We start from the raw sequence: 16,184 nt of genomic DNA on the forward strand, positions 1-16,184 counted from the left end.
CGATAGCGCACGACAGGCCCGAAAGCAGGACTTCGGGCGTGCCGTCATGTCTACGGCGCATCGACGCAGTGGCTCGGATCGGCTGCACAGTTTTGCTGCACCACGATACGAATCGTGGCAGCTTTCGCTGCAATAACGCGCTTGACTTCGTAACTGATCTCAACGACCGTGCTGGGCAAGCGTTGGGCAGTTCAGCCCGTCAACGCAGCGAGTTTCAACCATTTCCAACATCGCGCGGATTTCGCGTGCTCGGTTGGCGGCGAGGGCGCCCTCGGCTTAACGAGCCGATGGGCGCCTTTTTCATTTCGGGACGAGTGATGGCGCGGACGACATACCGGATCGGCGTAATGCTCTCGACGACGGGGTCCTATAGCGTCGTCGCGCGATCAATGCTGAATGGGGCGCTGCTCGCCTTTCGCGAGATCAATGCGAGCGGTGGTGATATTGCGCTCGAGCCGGTGGTCGTGAATCCGTCCGGCGACCTCGCGAGCTATCGCTCGCTCAGCCTCGAGCTGCTCGGTTCCGGCGTCCGGCATGTGGTCGGCTGCTACACCTCGTCGAGCCGCAAGGAGGTGATCCCGTGCTTCGAGAAGCTCGACGGACTGCTGTGGTATCCCTCTCACTACGAGGGATTCGAGAGCTCCGATAACGTCATCTACACCGGCGCCGCGCCGAACCAGCACGTGCTGCCACTCGTCGACTACCTGGCATCCCGCCTCGGTTCGCGGGCCTTTTGCGTCGGCTCTAATTACATCTGGGCTTGGGAAAACAACCGCATCTTCCGGGAGGCACTGACTGCGCGCGGTGGCACCGTGCTCGCCGAGCGGTATCTCTCCGTCGGCGACACCGAGGTCGATCAGGTGATCGCGGCAATCATCGACCAACGCCCCGACTTCGTCTTCAACAATCTGATCGGCACCAGCGCCTACGCGTTCTTCCGGGCGTTCCGGGCCGCCTGCCGCGCGCGCGGCATCGATCAGGCCGCGGAAATCCCGGTTGCGAGCTGCACGCTGTCGGAGCCGGAATTGCCGGAGATCGGCCCGGATGCGATCGATGGACATCTATCCTCGAGTGTCTATTTTTCTTCGCTGAACTCGGCGGAAAACGGCGCCTTCATTCGCGCCTATACGGCGTCCTTTCCGGACGGACCGGTCTCGTCGGCGGATGCCGAAGCGTCCTACATCGCCGTCAAGCTGCTCGGAGCGGCCTTGTCGCAGGCCGGCACCGACGACGCACGGACGGTCCGCGCCGCCGTGGCAGACCAGCGGCTGCACGCGCCGCAAGGCGAGGTCCGCATCGACCGCCAGACCTTCCACGCCTGGCTCACGCCTCGGATCGGCCGGTCGACCGCCAACGGGCAGTTCGAAGTGCTGCTGGAATCGCGCGAGCCGATCGCGCCGGATCCCTATCTCGTTCAGTCGTCGCCGCGCTTTGCCAGCGCAATGCGCTCTCCACATTTGAAGGTGGTGCAATCATGAGCTCCCGACTGCTGCAGAACTTCAAGGGCGGCCGTGCCATCGTCGTCACCAGGCGAGGAGGGTGGGAGAGCGCGCTCGAAACGACGCTGGCCAAGCTCGGCGTTTCCACGGAGTACCCGGAGATCATCGACGGTCGCGCCCAGATCGATGTTGCGAGTCTGCAGGCCGACCGTGACATCCTGTTCATCGACGGCGATCTCGAAGGCGCCGTCGCCATCGAGGTCAATCCTGCCTCGCGATTGCCGCCGGCGCCGGTGATCGGTCTCGTTGGCGTCGAAGCGCCGAGCCGGCTCAAGGCGCTGGTCAATCTGGGCGCGACCTCATTCCTGCGCAAGCCGGTGCATGGCGGCGCGGTCTACACGTCCCTGTTCATGGGCATCAACCAGTTCCTGCTGCGCGCCGAGATGTATGAGCGCCTGCAGGGTCTCGAGGAGCGCCGCCGCGGCCGCCGCGCGGTGATCCGGGCCGTCATCCTGCTGATGCGGCAGGAGGGCCTCGACGAGGAAGGTGCCTATTCCCAGCTCCGCCGCGAGAGCATGCGCGCGCGGCAGAACATGGAACTCTATTGCGAGGAGTTTCTGAGCAAGCGGGCTAAGCCGCCCGACACGTCCAGCCGCACGATCGGCATCACGCTGCAAGGCGGCAACAAGCAGGCCATCTAGGAGAAGCAAAATGAGCAAGTCTGTATTGCGGGGGCTGCGCGCCGCAGCCCTCACGGGGACGCTTGTCCTCGGATCACCCCTTGGATCACACTTGGCGCTCGCGGCGGAAAACCCGATCAAGCTCGGCGTGCTGGAGGATCAGTCCGGCGATTTCGCGGCGGCCACGATCGGCAAGGTTCACGCCATCCAGCTCGCCGCCGACGAGATCAACAAGGCCGGCGGCATCATGGGCAGGCCGCTGGAGCTCGTCACTTACGACACGCAGTCCGACAACACCCGCTACCAGGAGTTCATGCGGCGCGTGCTCCAGCGCGACAAGGTCGATGTCGTGTTCGCAGGCTTCTCTTCGGCCTCGCGCGAGGCGTACCGCCCGATCGTCGATCAGTTCAACGGCTTCGCGTTCTACAACAACCAGTACGAAGGCGGTGTCTGCGACGGCCACATGATCGTCACCGGTGCCGTGCCCGAGCAGCAGTTCTCGACGCTCATTCCGTACATGATGGAGAAGTACGGCAAGAACGTCTACACGCTCGCAGCCGACTACAATTTCGGCCAGATCTCGGCGGAGTGGGTCCGCAAGATCGTCAAGGAGAACGGCGGCAAGATGGCCGGCGAGGAGTTCATCCCGCTCGGCGTGTCGCAGTTCTCGCAGAGCATCCAGAACATCCAGAAGGCCAAGCCGGACTTCGTGGTGACGCTGCTGGTCGGCACCGCGCAGGCCTCCTACTACGAGCAGGCGGCCTCCGCCAACGTCAACCTGCCGATGGCCTCCTCGGTCAATGTCGGCCAGGGCTACGAGCACAAGCGCTTCAAGCCGCCGAGCCTCAAGGACATGTACGTCACCACCAATTACATCGAGGAGATCGACTCGCCCAAGAGCAAGGCGTTCTACGCCAAGTTCAAGGCCAAGTTCCCGAGCGAGCCTTATGTGAACCAGGAGGCGGAGAACTCCTATCTCGCGGTCTATCTCTACAAGCAGATGGTGGAGCGCGCGAAGTCGACCAAGCGCGAGGAGATCCGCAAGGTGATCGCGCTGGGCGACGTCTGCATGGACGCGCCGGAGGGCAAGGTCTGCATCGACCCGAAGAGCCAGCACATGTCGCACACGATCTATCTCGCCAAGGTCGGCGCCGATCACTCGATCTCCTTCCCGAAGGTCTGGGAGGACATCAAGCCGTACTGGCTGGGTGAAGCCGGCTGCGATCTCACCAAGAAGGATCCGATGGCCCAATACACGCCGTCGAATCCGCCGCCGAAGCCCTGACCGGCGGCTGATCGCCCCGGCGCTTGCGGCGCGCCGGGGCGATCACGGACATCTGCGGCGGCGACGCCGCATCCTCCCACATCCTGGTTGATTCATGGACATCGCGACCCACGTATTCTCGGCGCTCTATCAATTCGGCGACGCCTTCGCATTCCTGGTGCTCTCGGCCTGCGGGCTCGCGGTGATCTTCGGCATGATGGGCGTGATCAATCTCGCCCATGGCGAGTTCATCATGTGCGGCGCCTACGTCACCGCCGCGACCGTGCATGCCGGCCTCCCGCTGCCGCTGGGAATACTGGCCGGCACGCTCGTGTCGGCGCTGGTCGGCGTCGTGGTGGAGCTCGCGGTCATCCGTCATCTCTACGACCGGCCGCTCGACACCATCGTCGCCACCTGGGGGCTGAGCCTGATCGCCACGCAGGGCACGCTGATCATGGTCGGCTCGACCATGGCAGGCGTCGGCACGCCGTTCGGCAGTTTCCAGGTCGGCGACTATTCCTATTCGATCTATCGCATCGTGCTGTTCTGCGCCGCACTCGGCGTGCTCGCCGCGCTCTACGCGCTGTTCAACTGGACGCGGTTCGGCGTGCTGGCACGCGCCACCATCCAGGTGCCGCATATGGCGGCTGCGCTCGGCGTCGACACGCGCCTGATCTACAGCCTCACTTTCGCCTGCGGGGCAGGGCTCGCCGGTCTTGCCGGTGGTCTCTATGCGCCGACCATGACGCTGGTGCCGACCATGGGCGCGACCTTCATCATGGAGGCCTTCGTCACCGTGGTGATCGGCGGCGCCGACGTCTTCCTCGGCACGGCACCGGCCGGCGGCGTGCTTGCGGTGGTGAAGTCGGTGATGACGTCCTGGCAGGGACAGCTGTTCGGCCAGATCGGTCTGCTGGTCGCCGTCATCATCGTCGTCCGGGTGTTGCCGAAAGGCATTTCCGGGTTCGTGCTGCGCGAGCGCACCTGACGGAGTGATGGCGTCGTGACCGGTCTCCTTGCAATGTTCCGCCGTCTCGAAGGCCCGCAGACCGTCGGTCGCGGTCCGGCCTTCTGGGGCCTCTTCGCCCTCGTGCTCGCTGCCGCGCTCGCCTATCCGCTGTTCAGCGACGGCTACACGGTCGGCAACACCGTCTACTTCTTCGTCTGGGTCTTCATCGCGCTCAGCCTGTGCGTGATCTGGGGCTATGGCGGCTCGCTCTCCTTCGGCCAGACCGCCTTCTTCGGGATCGCGGGCTATGGCTATGGCATCCTCACCATCAATTTCGGCTCCGCCTACGGCTTCACGCTGCTGGCGCTGGTGATGGCGGTTGGGATCGCGGCACTGTTCGCGGTTCTGCTCGGCTACTTCATGTTCTTCGGCCGCATCGCCGGCGTGTTCCTCGGCATCGTCACGCTCGCAGTGACCCTGATGCTGGAACGCTTCATGGCACAGACTGCGGGGCCGGAATGGCACATCGGCAGCGCGCGGCTCAACGGCTTCAACGGCATGAGCGCGATGCCGCCGCTGACCATCCCCTGGCCGGGCGAGCCGATCGTGCTGTTCGCCGATGTCGGGCTCTACTACCTCGTGCTCGGCCTTCTCGTCTTCGTCTATCTGGCCTTGCGCATCCTGATGAACTCGTCTTTCGGCAACGTCATCGTCGCGATCCGTGAGAACCCGGAGAGGGCGGAGATGCTTGGTTACGACATCCGCAAGTACCAGCTCATCACCTTCGTCATCGGCGCTGCGCTCGCAGGGCTCTCCGGCGTGCTCTACACGGTGTGGGGCCAGTACATCACGCCGTCGAGCATGGGCATGACGGCCGCGGCGCTGCCGCTGATCTGGGTCGCAGTCGGCGGTCGCAGCGACCTGACGTCGACCGTGATCGGCACGCTGGTGGTGCTCGCCGCGTTCCAGGCGCTCACGATCTATGGCAGCCAGTACGCGCTGGTCTTCATGGGTGTGCTGCTGGTGCTCACGGTCCTGATCGCCCCGAACGGTCTCGTGCTGGGGGTGATGAACTGGCTCGGCCGCATCGCCGCCCGCTTCACGCAGAGGGCCGGCTGATGTCGCTGCTCGAACTGCGTCAGCTGAACAAGCATTTCGGTGGTCTGCACGTCACCAATTCCGTGGATCTCACGCTGCAGGCCGGCGAGATCCACTGCCTGATCGGCCCGAACGGCGCCGGCAAGAGTACGCTGTTCCGCCTGATCCTCGGCGAGCATCATCCCGGCAGCGGCGACATCCTCTTCGCCGGAGAGAACATCACGGCGCTGAAATCCTTTGCGCGGATTCACCGCGGCCTTTCGGTCAAGTTCCAGGTGCCCGGCGTCTTCAAGGGCCTGTCGGTCCGCCAGAACCTCGAGATCGCCCTGCAGAGCCGGCATCGCGGCGCTGAGCTCGAAGCGGAGATCGGCCGGCTACTGACTTTCCTCGGGCTGGAATCGGAGCAGGCACAGATCGCAGGCAATCTCAGCCATGGCCAGAAGCAATGGCTCGAGATCGGCATGGCGGTCAGCCTGAAGCCGCGCCTTCTGCTGCTGGACGAGCCCACCGCCGGCATGTCGCCCGAGGAAACCCACATGACCGGCGAGATGGTGCAGCGGCTCAATGCCGACGGCATGACGGTGCTGGCGATCGAGCACGACATGGCCTTCGTGCGGCAGGTCGCGCACCGCGTCACCGTGCTGCATCTCGGGCAGGTCTTCGCGCAAGGCTCGATCGACGAGATCGTGGCCGACGAACGCGTGGCGGCGATCTATCTGGGGCAGGCCCATGCTTGATCAGGCGCGCAAGGAAGTGATCCTGTCGACCCTGGGCTTGCGCGCCGGCTATGGCGGCAAGCCGGTGCTCCAGGGCCTCGAGATCGAGGTGCGGGAAGGGGAGATCGTCGCCGTCATCGGTCGCAACGGCGTCGGCAAATCCACGCTGATGAAGAGCCTGATCGGACTGGTGCCGGCGATGAGCGGCTCGATCGTCTATCGCGGCGAGGCGGTGGAGCTTCTTCCCGCGCACAAGCGGGCGCGCCTCGGCATGGGCTATGTGCCGCAGGGGCGCGACGTGTTTCCGCGGCTGACCGTCGGCGAGAACGTCGCGGTCGGCGCAGCGATCAAGGGCGGCGGCATTCCCGAAGCGGGCCGGCGCAAGATCGTCGAAGCCTTTCCGATCCTCGAAGAGCGTTGGCATCAACGCGCCGGCACCATGTCCGGCGGCCAACAGCAACAACTCGCGATCGGACGGGTCCTGATCGCGGACCCGAGCCTCATCCTGCTCGACGAGCCCTCCGAGGGCATCCAGCCCAACATCGTCCAGGACATCGCGCGCAACATGGTCGAGCTCAACCACAGGACCGGGGTGACCATCATCCTGGTCGAGCAGAATCTCGACATGATCCGCGCCATGGCGCAGCGCTGCTACGTCATGGACAAGGGACGCATCGTCGCAAACCTCGATCGCGCGGCGCTCGACGACGCGGCCGAGATGCGCCGTCATCTCGCGGTTTGAAGACCTACGCCAACGACAGAAGGAGAAAAGCAAATGTCCTGGCAGCAAGACTCCATCATGGCCCGCAAGGGCGTCGCCAAGGGCGAGCGCGGCACCAGCTACACGATCACGGAAAGCGAGCAGGGCAAGTACCACTATGTCTACGGCCCCTATGTGAAGCCGGTGCTGACGGTCGATCCGGGCGCGGTGGTGGCCGCCGAAACACATGACGCGTTCGAGGGCGCCATCAAGAACGAGACCGACAGCCCGTCGAAGATTCTCAACTTCCCGTTTCTCAATCCGCAGAACGGGCCGATCCATGTCAACGGTGCCGAGAAGGGCGATACGCTGGCGGTCTATATCGAGAGCATCGTGCCGCGCGGGCCGCAGCCGCGTGGCACCACGGTGATCATGCCGGAATTCGGTGGCCTGGTCAGTACGGGCAACACGGCGCTGCTCAATCCGGCGCTGCCCGAGCGCGTCAAGAAGCTGGAGATCGACGCCAAGACCGGAACCAAATGGAACGACAAGATCACGCTGCCCTATGAGCCGTTCATCGGCACCATCGGCACCTCGCCGGAGATCGAGGCGATCTCGTCGCTGGTCCCGGACTACTATGGCGGCAACATGGATCTGCCCGACGTCGGCGTCGGCGCCATCATCTATCTGCCCGTCAACACCAAGGGCGCGCTGCTCTATCTCGGCGACTGCCACGCCGCGCAGGGCGACGGCGAGCTCTGCGGCGTCGCCATCGAGCATCCGACCGTGACCACGGTGCAGGTCGACCTGATCAAGGGCTGGACCATCGCCTGGCCGCGGCTCGAGACCAAGGACTTCATCATGACGATCGGCTCGGCGCGTCCCATGGAGGATGCAGCCCGCATCGCCTATCGCGAGCTCTGCCGCTGGATGGCGGCGGACTACGGTTTCGACGAGATCGATGCCTACATGCTGCTGACCCAGGCCGGTCGGGTGCGTCTCGGCAACATGGTCGATCCGAAGTATACGCTCGGCGCTTCCATCAAGAAGTCCTATCTCGGTTGAGGCCAGCCAGCTCATGTCCACCGTGCACAAGGTCGCCACCGTCCAGTTCGAGCCGATCATGTTCGAGAAGGAGCGCAACATCGCGCGCCTGCTCGAACTCTGTGAGCAGGCGGCGGCGGCCGGCGCGAAGCTCATCGTCACGCCGGAAATGGGAACCACGGGCTATTGCTGGTTCGACCGCGCCGAGGTTCGGCCCTATGTCGAGCGGATTCCGGGGCCGACCACCGACCGGTTTGCGGCGCTGGCACGCAAGCATGACTGCTACATCGTGGTCGGCATGCCTGAAGTCGACGAGGACGACATCTATTTCAACTCGGCCGTGCTCGTCGGGCCCGATGGCATCGTCGGCCGCCATCGCAAGACGCATCCCTATATCTCCGAACCGAAATGGGCGGCGGCGGGCGACCTGCACAACCAGGTTTTCGACACGCCGATCGGACGGATCGCGCTCCTCATATGCATGGACATCCATTTTGTGGAGACCGCGCGGCTGATGGCGCTGGGGGGCGCGGACGTCATCTGCCATATCTCCAACTGGCTCGCGGAGCGAACGCCGGCGCCTTACTGGATCAGCCGTGCCTTCGAGAACGGCTGCTACGTGATCGAGAGCAACCGCTGGGGTCTCGAGCGCACCGTCCAGTTCAGCGGCGGGAGCTGTGTGATCGCGCCGGATGGCCAGGTGATCACGGTCCTCGACAAGGGCGACGGGGTCGCGCTGGCCGAGATCGATCTCGATATTGCGCGTGCGCGCCGCGTGCTGGGCGAGCCTGTCTTCCGTCAACGCCGGCCCGAGCTTTATCCGGAGCTGCTCACCGACACCTTCAGCTGGAATCCGCGCGATTTCTTCGGCCTTTACGGCCACGAGCCCTGGCCGGAAGGAGTCCGCTCGCGCATTGCCGCGGCCCAATTCGCACCCAGTGCCGATGTTGCGCGAAATCTCGAGGCGATCGCGAATCTTGCGCGGCAGGCCAAGGCCGACGGCGCGGCGCTCGTCGTATTTCCAGAACTTGCGGTCACCGGCCTCGCAGATCCGGCGAGATCGGCGCAGCCGATACCGGGCCCGGCCACGGAGAGCCTGCACGCGCTCGCTGCGCAGCTCCAGATCCACATCGTCTGTGGGATGGCCGAGCGCGCGGGCGATGCCGTCTATAACAGCGCCTGCCTGATCGCTCCGGATGGAAAGATCACGCCCTATCGCAAGACGCATTTGATCGAAGAGGAGCGGAGCTGGGCCACAGCGGGCGACGACTGGGCCGTCGTCGACACGCCGATCGGGCGAGTAGGCCTGTTGATCGGCCACGATGCGGCGTTTCCGGAGGCGGGGAGGGTGCTCGCACTTCGCGGCTGCGACATCATCGCGTGCTGCGCGGCGGTCAAGGGCCCCTTCGGTTCGCCGCATCCGGGGACATCCGTTGTGCAGCCGGCCCCGATCCCGACCGGCGCCGATCCGCATCATTGGCATCACTTCCGCGTCCGCGCCGGCGAGAACAACGTATTCCTGGCGTTTGCCAATGTCTTCGATCCCGAACACGGCTATCCCGGCCTGAGCGGTGTGTTCGGCCCCGATACGTTCGAATTCCCCCGCCGCGAAGCGATTGCAGCGGACGGCACGAGCCTTGCTACAGCTGTCGTCGACACCACCAATCTGGATAGCGTGTACCCGACCAACGTCGTGCGACGAAAGGACCTCGTTTCGATGCGGATGCCACACAGCTATCGAGGGTTGGTCAGGGCAATGGCAAATAACCACTGAACGTGTAAATCTACAGGGAAGAAAAGGAGCCGATCATGGATCTAGGACTTGCGGGCGCCAAGGTTCTCGTCACTGGCAGCACCAAGGGGATAGGCCGTGCGATCGCGGAGACCTTTGCCGCCGAGGGCGCAAATCTCGGCATCTGCGCGCGCAATCAGGCGGACGTCGACAGCACCGTTGCAGCGCTCAAGAGCAAAGGCGTCGCGGCCTTCGGCGCTGCGGTCGACGTGTCCGATGGTGCGGCACTCAAGGCCTGGGTGGTCGACATGGCGACCAAGCTGGACGGAATCGACGTCGTCGTGGCCAATGTGAGCGCGCTCGCCATCGGGCAGGACGATGAAAGCTGGGCCAAGGAATTCTCGACCGACATGATGGGCACGGTCCGGCTGGTGAATGCGGCCATGCCTTATCTGGAGAAGAGCCGTGCCGGTGCGATCGTCGCCATCTCCAGCGTCTCCGGGCGCGAGGTCGATTTCGCGGCCGGCCCCTACGGCACCTTCAAGGCCGCCATCATCCACTACACGCAGGGTCTCGCCAATCAGCTCGCACACAAGGGCATCCGCGCCAACACGGTTTCGCCGGGCAACACCTATTTCGAAGGCGGTGTCTGGAACAGCATCAAGGACAACAATCCCGAGCTCTACAAGGCGGCGCTTGCGCTCAATCCCACGGGCCGGATGGGTACGCCGCAGGAGATGGCGAACGCAGTCGTATTTCTCGCAAGTGGCGCCGCCAGCTTCATCACAGGAACGAACCTCGTCGTCGACGGTGCCCTGACGCGCGGTGTGCAATTCTGAGGCGCGAACGCTGACGCAAATCTGTCACCCGCGTCATGATTGACCGTGTGGTCGCGCAGGGCCAGTGCAGCCACTGCTGCCCGCATTGTGCAGGGCAGCGATCTCCCCGCGCGGATTTTCGGGCGCCCTTATTCGTGCCAGATAATCAGCTCGGTCCCGAATACGCAGACGATGTCCCTTCTCTCACGGCGAGAACTGCTTGATACGGCGGCGCGCCTCACGGCGCTGGCTGCTTGGCCCGGCGGTGCGACCGCCGACGATTATCCCTCCCGCTCCATCAAGCTGGTCATTCCCTATACGGCTGGCGCCGCGGGTGATCTGATCGGCCGTCCCTGGGCCGACAAGGTCGCGCCGCTGCTCGGGCCGGTCCATGTCGAGAATATCGGGGGCGCCGGTGGTGCGATCGGCTCCGCAGCGGTGGCGCAGAGCGCTCCCGACGGCTATTCGCTTCTGCTCGGCAATGGCAGCACGAAAGTGACGATTCCATTGTCCTCGGCGCAGCCTGCCTACGACACGATTCGCGATTTCCGTGCCATCTATCGGCTGATTACGAGCACGCTCGCATTCGCGGTTCATCCGTCCTTGCCGGTGAAGGACCTGCGGGAGCTGGCAGCCTTTGCGAAGGCGAATCCGGGCGGGCTTTCCTATGGCACTCCGGGGGTCGGCACCGGCAATCATCTCGTCGGAGAGATGTTCAGGCAGCAATCGGGTCTTGCGGCAGATTTGATCCACGTCCCTTACCGGGGCATGGCGGCCGCTACCAACGACCTCGTCAATGGCGAGATCAACGCGGTCATTGCGGTGGTCTCGAGCCAGCTCCTGCAATTGCACTTTGCCGGCAAGCTGCGGCTGATCGCCGTGACGAGCGACCGGCGGCTGAGCGGCGCGCCGGAGATTCCGACGGTCATCGAATCCGGCATGCCGGGCCTCAGATACGCCGGCTGGTTTGGCCTGTTTGCTCCAAAAGCAACCCCGGACGCGATCGTGGTGCGGATCGCTGCGGCGACCCGCACGGCGATGGCTGATCCTCAGTTGCAGGAAAGCTATCGTTCGCAGGGTCTGGAGCCGGACATCGATTCAGGCCCCGATAAATTCCAGCGCCTCGTCGAGGACGAGCTCGTCCGCCTGGCTCCCATCGTCAAGTCGATCGGGCTCAAGCGCGACTGAGCGCTTCTCAGAGTCGTACCGCGGACGTAGCAAACGCTTGAGCGACCGGCTCCTGGACTCGATTCAGGATCACCATTCCCGCAATCGCGATGACCAGGGCCGCGACGCAGCCAAGTAAAAAAGCCTTCATCCTCAGCCTCCCCCGATTTGGAACATCAAGCCATCTATACGACACGACGTATCGCGAGCAAGCTCGTCGATCCCGTCACGGCATCCGCGGTCCTATGGGCTCTTGAACACGGGATCCGCGGAAAACGCATTGCCCATCAAGCCAAGGGACTGAAGCCCGGCGCTGTTCAAATCGACTTCCAGGATTGCGAGCAGCAGCGCGAGCACGACGGCAACGAGGAAGAGGAAAGGGGAGGCTTCTCGCGCGGCGGGATCTTGCAGGCCATCAATGGCGCCAAGAACCCGTAGCCGCGCAATCATCCGCATAATCGGCCCCGATCGACCCTGCATGCGGTTTTCCTCGACGTGAGCAGGCAGAATCTAGTGTCCGGGCTATCGGCATTCAAGCGGCGGATGCGCGAGTTAGGCTGTTGCGCTGCACGATTCGGAACGGAAGCAGGCCTCGCAGGTTGCTTGCAAGCCCAGTGAGCGCATCGGAGGCCTTGCGTGATATTACCGAGAACGATCTTGTGCTTCGCAGCATTCTGTTTTGTTGAGAGTGCCCTGGCCCAGCCCGCGCAAACCAACCCGTCGGCAACGCAAACCCCTCCTGAAGAGAAGGGGCAGGCACAGCCGCAGGGTTGGACGGGCCCAATCAATACAGGTTCGGGTGGTGCGCCGGCCGAAAGTCCCCAAGGCCAGAGTCCGCCTGGAATGCAGGCCGCGCCGGAGGGATCCTCCAAGACCACCACGGCACCGGCCAAGTAGACCGGTCCCGAATGTTCATTTCGGCCGCCTGTTCTGGCAATCTTGACAATGCGAACGTCAAGCGGGGCCGTCCGGAAATGAACAGATCACCTTTGTGCATGAAGGTGGCCGTAGCGCTGTGGGCCATCCTTGCCGGATCATCCGTGCACGCCGACATGGTCGGACACGGTGGCCCGATTCGGGCTCTTGCCGTTTCCCCGGATGGGGAGGACCTTCTGTCCGGCAGCTTCGACACGGCGGTCATCCGCTGGTCGCTCAAGACGGATACCGCAGAGCAAGTGCTGCGGTATCATGCCGGTGGCGTCAATGCCGTTGCCTTTCTGACGGACCGCCGCATGATCACGGCCGGCGCCGACGCACGAATTGCGGTGTGGACGGCGGGCCGGCTGGAGCCGGACCGGGTGCTGGAGGGACATATCGCTCCGATTTCGGCGCTTGCTGTGTCGCCCGATGGGGCGCTGCTCGCATCGGCGTCATGGGACCGGACGGTGCGGCTCTGGTCGCTGTCGGACGGCACGTCCCGCGTGCTCGAAGGGCATACGCAGAACGTCAACGGCGTCGCTTTCCTGCCGGACGGCAGGCTCGTCAGTGTCGGCTACGATCTCGCGCTGCGCATCTGGCGTTTGCCGGATGGCCAGCCTGAGATCGTGACGTTGCCGGCGCCGCTGAACGCGGTGGCCGTGGCGCCGGATGGTGAAATCGTCACGGGCGCGGTCGACGGCAGGCTGCGCATGCTGACGACGGACGGCAAGGTCAGCGGCGAGGTCGCGGCCAGCCCGACACCGGTGGTGGCCTTGACGATGTCGGCGGACGGCGCGTTGATCGCTGCCGCCGGCACCGGCGGAACAGTCGCGATCATCGATCGAAAGTCGCGCAACCTGCTACGCACGCTGGTCGGGCCCGGGCTGCCGGTGTGGTCGGCCGTCTTCCTTCCAGATCGCGAGACATTGATGACGGGTGGTGCGGACGGCAGGATCAGGCGCTGGAATGCGCGCACCGGCGATCCCATCGGCTCGGGTCTGATCGGCACACCCGCCGATCCGCTCGCCGCCTATGCCGGCGATCATGGCGCCGATGTCTTTCGGGCGTGTGTTGCCTGTCACACGCTGTCGGACAAGGAGGTGCAGCGTGCGGGTCCGACACTTGCGGGACTATACGGCCGCAGGATCGCTTCGCTCCCGGGATATCGCTTCTCCGATGCGCTGAAGACGATGGACATCGTCTGGACACCGGAAACGGTCGCAAGATTGTTCGAAATCGGGCCGAATGCCTACACGCCCGGCACCAAGATGCCGGAGCAGCGCATCGGCTCGGCCGAGGACCGGCGCGCGCTCACCGAGTTTCTAGGCCGCGCCACGTCGCGATAGCGGCCCTTTCTGCCCCCGCGAAGATGTTTGCTTCGTCTACAGCGTGATGAGATGAGGCTTGATCGCTGCAACGACGGAGGTGCACTCCCTCTCCCGCTCGCGGGAGAGGGTCGGGGAGAGGGTAATTCCGCAATGGGACAATCCCCAAGAGGAGAATGCCCTCACCCGGCGCTTCGCGTCGACCTCTCCCGCAAGCGGGCGAGGTGAAGGGAGCCGCGGCAATCGATTCTACCTAAAGCCATTCCGCTTTAGTCCTTGCCCTCGCGCTGGCGCAGATAGTCATCCGTCGTCCGCGGCGGCGTTCGTTCCGGGACGCCTTTGAACGGATCGAATTGCTGCTCGCTCATGACGATGACGCGGCAGTCCGCGCACATCCTCAGTGCCTCGATCCGCCGGTCGCCGGCCGGATACATCCAGTGCCGGCCCTCGAGCTTGGCTGCGATGCGGTCGATCGTGCTCTTAACGCCGAAGGCCGTGCCGCAGCGGACGCAGAGTGCGGGCTCCTCTTCCTTGATGATCGTCGCGGGAGCGCGCGCCGCGCGGAAATCGATCTGCGGCTTGAGGCTGATGACTTTTTCCGGACAGGTGCTCTCGCACAGGCCGCATTGCACGCAGGCATCCTCGATGAATTTCAGCACGGGCCGCTCGGGATCGTCCCGCAGCGCGCCGGTCGGGCAGGCCGAGACGCAGGAGAGGCACAGCGTGCAGCCATTGGTGTCGACGGTGATTGCGCCGATCGGCGCACCCTGCGGCAAGGCGATCACGTCGACCGGCTGCGGCGCCAGTCGATGCAGCTCGCTCAGGGCGAACCGCAAGAGGTCGCGCCGCTTGCCGACGGTCCTGAAGGTCGCGGGCGTCGCGACCGCAGAGAGCGTGCCGATGTCGGTCAAATGCTCGCCCAACGCATCGGGGTCGTCGGTTTCGATGGTGGCGAGGCGACGGCCCGCAAATCCAAGGCCGCCGAGGATCGCTTCGGCCATCGCGATCGTCTGCGACAGTCCGGTCACATCGTGGCGCGGCTTGGCACGCAGCAGGAAGCGCACAGCGGATACGCCATGGGCGAAGGCGCCGACAATCGCTTCCAGCCCCAGCTGCGTGAGCTCGTTGACGGCAAAGGGAAGCACGTTCGCCGGCAGGCCGTCGCCATGCCGCGCGAGGGCGTCGATCAGAGGCGTGCCGTGCGGGCTGTCATGAAAGAGCAGCACCGCATTCGCGCCGCCGGCCTCGCGGTAGGCGAGCAGCATGGCGCGGATTCTCTGGAGCTGCGCATCGGCGGGCGGCAGCGTGTAGGATACCGCACTGGTGGGGCAGGCAGCTGCGCATTGGCCGCAGCCCGCGCAGATGTTCGGATCGATTGCGACATGATCGCCGACGGGCGTGATCGCCCCGGTTGGGCAGAGATCGAGGCAGCGATGGCAGCCGGTGCGCTTCGAGCGCGAATGGGCGCAAAGCGCGGGCGCGACGTCGACATATTTCGGCTTGTCGAAGCTGCCGACGAGATCGCGCGCGGTCAGCACGGCGCGCAGCACCGCAGCGGGATCCTTCGTGTCGGCGCGCAGATAGCCGTCGCGCAGGTCGTGAGCAGGAAACAGCGGCATATCGCCGGAAAGATCGAGGATGACATCGCAGCGCGAGGTGACCCCGCTTCGCGGCGGGTCCAGCACGAAACGATCGCGCGAGGAGGGGCGGGGACGCGCATAGTCGTCGATTGCAAGCTCGAACGCGCCGAAATGTCCGTTTGCGGAGCGGATCGTGCCCTTCACGATCGGAAAGACCGTTGCAGCTGGCGGCACCTTGTCATCGAGCTGCTTGAGCATCACCGTGACGTCGAGGTGATCGGCAAGCAGGCGGCCGGCTTCGATCGCGGCCTCATCGCGCCCGTAGATCAGGATCACGCCCTCGCTCGACAAGGTGACGAGCGGATAGTCCGGGGCAGGGATGGAGGCGGATGCGAGCAGGGCGGCCATTTTCGCACCGGCGCGCGCGCCGTCGCGGGACCAGCCGGCCGTTTCGCGGATGTTGACGAAGCTGATCGCATCGGCCCGTTCGCCGGCCTCGTCCGAAAACTGCGCAGCCTGCTGCGTGCAGGCGACCGTCAACACGCCGTCTGCCGCGGCAAGCTTGCGGAAGTGGTCGAGCTCCGCACCGCAGAGGTGGCGAAAGCTCTTGACCTCGCTGTTCGGGCATCCGCGCCGGATCGCAGCCACGTCGAGGGGCATCGTGTCTTCGCACGAGCAGATCAGGACGGTCTTCGACGGCTGCTCCAGGTTAACCCCTCCGCCATTCGGACGCCGACGACGGACTCGCGCCGGC

14 protein-coding genes are annotated in these 16,184 nt (G+C 64.7%); 12 read left to right on the plus strand and 2 right to left on the minus strand.

Annotated elements, in window-relative coordinates; all coding sequences use genetic code 11:
- Nucleotides 1–317: 317 nt before the first annotated feature.
- From ABIA42_RS08815 to ABIA42_RS08865, 11 genes are all read left to right on the plus strand, one after another.
- Nucleotides 318–1,478 (plus strand): transporter substrate-binding domain-containing protein, encoded by a 1,161-nt coding sequence (locus tag ABIA42_RS08815; protein WP_370114186.1) that lies wholly within the window; start codon nucleotides 318–320, stop codon nucleotides 1,476–1,478.
- The gene (locus ABIA42_RS08820) at nucleotides 1,475–2,140 is read left to right on the plus strand and encodes an ANTAR domain-containing response regulator (protein WP_370114184.1); all 666 of its coding nucleotides are present in this window, start codon (nucleotides 1,475–1,477) and stop codon (nucleotides 2,138–2,140) included. Before ABIA42_RS08815 ends, ABIA42_RS08820 begins: the two co-directional genes overlap by 4 nt.
- Before the next feature lie 10 nt (nucleotides 2,141–2,150).
- On the plus strand, nucleotides 2,151–3,404 hold the full coding sequence (locus tag ABIA42_RS08825; protein WP_271526224.1) for an urea ABC transporter substrate-binding protein: 1,254 nt from the start codon (nucleotides 2,151–2,153) through the stop codon (nucleotides 3,402–3,404).
- 94 nt (nucleotides 3,405–3,498) lie between these two features.
- Nucleotides 3,499–4,371 carry a branched-chain amino acid ABC transporter permease gene (locus tag ABIA42_RS08830; protein WP_025035503.1) on the plus strand — a complete coding sequence of 291 codons (873 nt, stop codon included), beginning with the start codon at nucleotides 3,499–3,501 and terminating at the stop codon, nucleotides 4,369–4,371.
- A 33-nt stretch (nucleotides 4,372–4,404) separates the two neighbouring features.
- The gene (locus ABIA42_RS08835) at nucleotides 4,405–5,451 is read left to right on the plus strand and encodes a branched-chain amino acid ABC transporter permease (protein WP_370123582.1); all 1,047 of its coding nucleotides are present in this window, start codon (nucleotides 4,405–4,407) and stop codon (nucleotides 5,449–5,451) included.
- Nucleotides 5,451–6,167: an ABC transporter ATP-binding protein gene (locus ABIA42_RS08840; RefSeq protein ID WP_370114181.1), complete on the plus strand. Its 717-nt coding sequence runs from the start codon at nucleotides 5,451–5,453 to the stop codon at nucleotides 6,165–6,167. The genes ABIA42_RS08835 and ABIA42_RS08840 overlap by 1 nt, the downstream gene beginning before the upstream one ends.
- Nucleotides 6,160–6,888, plus strand: a complete 729-nt coding sequence (locus ABIA42_RS08845) for an ABC transporter ATP-binding protein (RefSeq protein ID WP_370114179.1) — start codon at nucleotides 6,160–6,162, stop codon at nucleotides 6,886–6,888. Before ABIA42_RS08840 ends, ABIA42_RS08845 begins: the two co-directional genes overlap by 8 nt.
- 33 nt (nucleotides 6,889–6,921) lie before the next feature.
- Nucleotides 6,922–7,911, plus strand: coding sequence for an acetamidase/formamidase family protein (locus tag ABIA42_RS08850; protein WP_271526220.1), 990 nt, complete (start codon nucleotides 6,922–6,924; stop codon nucleotides 7,909–7,911).
- A 13-nt stretch (nucleotides 7,912–7,924) separates the two neighbouring features.
- Entirely contained in the window at nucleotides 7,925–9,664 is a 1,740-nt protein-coding gene (locus tag ABIA42_RS08855; RefSeq protein ID WP_370114176.1) for a nitrilase-related carbon-nitrogen hydrolase, read from the plus strand.
- 35 nt (nucleotides 9,665–9,699) lie between these two features.
- On the plus strand, nucleotides 9,700–10,461 hold the full coding sequence (locus ABIA42_RS08860; protein ID WP_370114174.1) for an SDR family NAD(P)-dependent oxidoreductase: 762 nt from the start codon (nucleotides 9,700–9,702) through the stop codon (nucleotides 10,459–10,461).
- 171 nt (nucleotides 10,462–10,632) lie between these two features.
- A complete protein-coding gene (locus tag ABIA42_RS08865) occupies nucleotides 10,633–11,628 on the plus strand; it encodes a Bug family tripartite tricarboxylate transporter substrate binding protein (RefSeq protein ID WP_370114172.1) in 996 nt (331 codons plus the stop codon).
- A 222-nt stretch (nucleotides 11,629–11,850) separates the two neighbouring features.
- Here ABIA42_RS08865 and ABIA42_RS08870 read toward each other — a convergent pair whose 3' ends face one another.
- On the minus strand, nucleotides 11,851–12,087 hold the full coding sequence (locus ABIA42_RS08870; RefSeq protein WP_370114170.1) for a hypothetical protein: 237 nt from the start codon (nucleotides 12,085–12,087) through the stop codon (nucleotides 11,851–11,853).
- A gap of 515 nt (nucleotides 12,088–12,602) precedes the next feature.
- On the opposite strand from ABIA42_RS08870, the gene ABIA42_RS08875 reads away from it, so the two are divergent.
- Nucleotides 12,603–13,871 (plus strand): c-type cytochrome, encoded by a 1,269-nt coding sequence (locus ABIA42_RS08875; RefSeq protein WP_370114168.1) that lies wholly within the window; start codon nucleotides 12,603–12,605, stop codon nucleotides 13,869–13,871.
- Between the two features lie 248 nt (nucleotides 13,872–14,119).
- Here ABIA42_RS08875 and ABIA42_RS08880 read toward each other — a convergent pair whose 3' ends face one another.
- Nucleotides 14,120–16,090 carry a 4Fe-4S binding protein gene (locus ABIA42_RS08880; protein ID WP_370114166.1) on the minus strand — a complete coding sequence of 657 codons (1,971 nt, stop codon included), beginning with the start codon at nucleotides 16,088–16,090 and terminating at the stop codon, nucleotides 14,120–14,122.
- Nucleotides 16,091–16,184: the final 94 nt, after the last annotated feature.

The organism is Bradyrhizobium sp. USDA 327 (assembly GCF_041262065.1).
Lineage (GTDB): Bacteria > Pseudomonadota > Alphaproteobacteria > Rhizobiales > Xanthobacteraceae > Bradyrhizobium > Bradyrhizobium liaoningense.

Bases quoted from the DNA above. Each gene is read 5' to 3' on its own strand.
- ABIA42_RS08860 (WP_370114174.1), top strand. From the start codon at position 9,700: ATGGATCTAGGACTTGCGGGCGCCAAGGTTCTCGTCACTGGCAGCACC.
- ABIA42_RS08815 (WP_370114186.1), top strand. From the start codon at position 318: ATGGCGCGGACGACATACCGGATCGGCGTAATGCTCTCGACGACGGGG.
- ABIA42_RS08830 (WP_025035503.1), top strand. From the start codon at position 3,499: ATGGACATCGCGACCCACGTATTCTCGGCGCTCTATCAATTCGGCGAC.
- ABIA42_RS08825 (WP_271526224.1), top strand. From the start codon at position 2,151: ATGAGCAAGTCTGTATTGCGGGGGCTGCGCGCCGCAGCCCTCACGGGG.
- ABIA42_RS08875 (WP_370114168.1), top strand. From the start codon at position 12,603: ATGAAGGTGGCCGTAGCGCTGTGGGCCATCCTTGCCGGATCATCCGTG.
- ABIA42_RS08820 (WP_370114184.1), top strand. From the start codon at position 1,475: ATGAGCTCCCGACTGCTGCAGAACTTCAAGGGCGGCCGTGCCATCGTC.
- ABIA42_RS08865 (WP_370114172.1), top strand. From the start codon at position 10,633: ATGTCCCTTCTCTCACGGCGAGAACTGCTTGATACGGCGGCGCGCCTC.
- ABIA42_RS08880 (WP_370114166.1), bottom strand. From the start codon at position 16,090: ATGCCCCTCGACGTGGCTGCGATCCGGCGCGGATGCCCGAACAGCGAG.
- ABIA42_RS08855 (WP_370114176.1), top strand. From the start codon at position 7,925: ATGTCCACCGTGCACAAGGTCGCCACCGTCCAGTTCGAGCCGATCATG.
- ABIA42_RS08840 (WP_370114181.1), top strand. From the start codon at position 5,451: ATGTCGCTGCTCGAACTGCGTCAGCTGAACAAGCATTTCGGTGGTCTG.
- ABIA42_RS08835 (WP_370123582.1), top strand. From the start codon at position 4,405: ATGTTCCGCCGTCTCGAAGGCCCGCAGACCGTCGGTCGCGGTCCGGCC.
- ABIA42_RS08845 (WP_370114179.1), top strand. From the start codon at position 6,160: ATGCTTGATCAGGCGCGCAAGGAAGTGATCCTGTCGACCCTGGGCTTG.
- ABIA42_RS08870 (WP_370114170.1), bottom strand. From the start codon at position 12,087: ATGCAGGGTCGATCGGGGCCGATTATGCGGATGATTGCGCGGCTACGG.
- ABIA42_RS08850 (WP_271526220.1), top strand. From the start codon at position 6,922: ATGTCCTGGCAGCAAGACTCCATCATGGCCCGCAAGGGCGTCGCCAAG.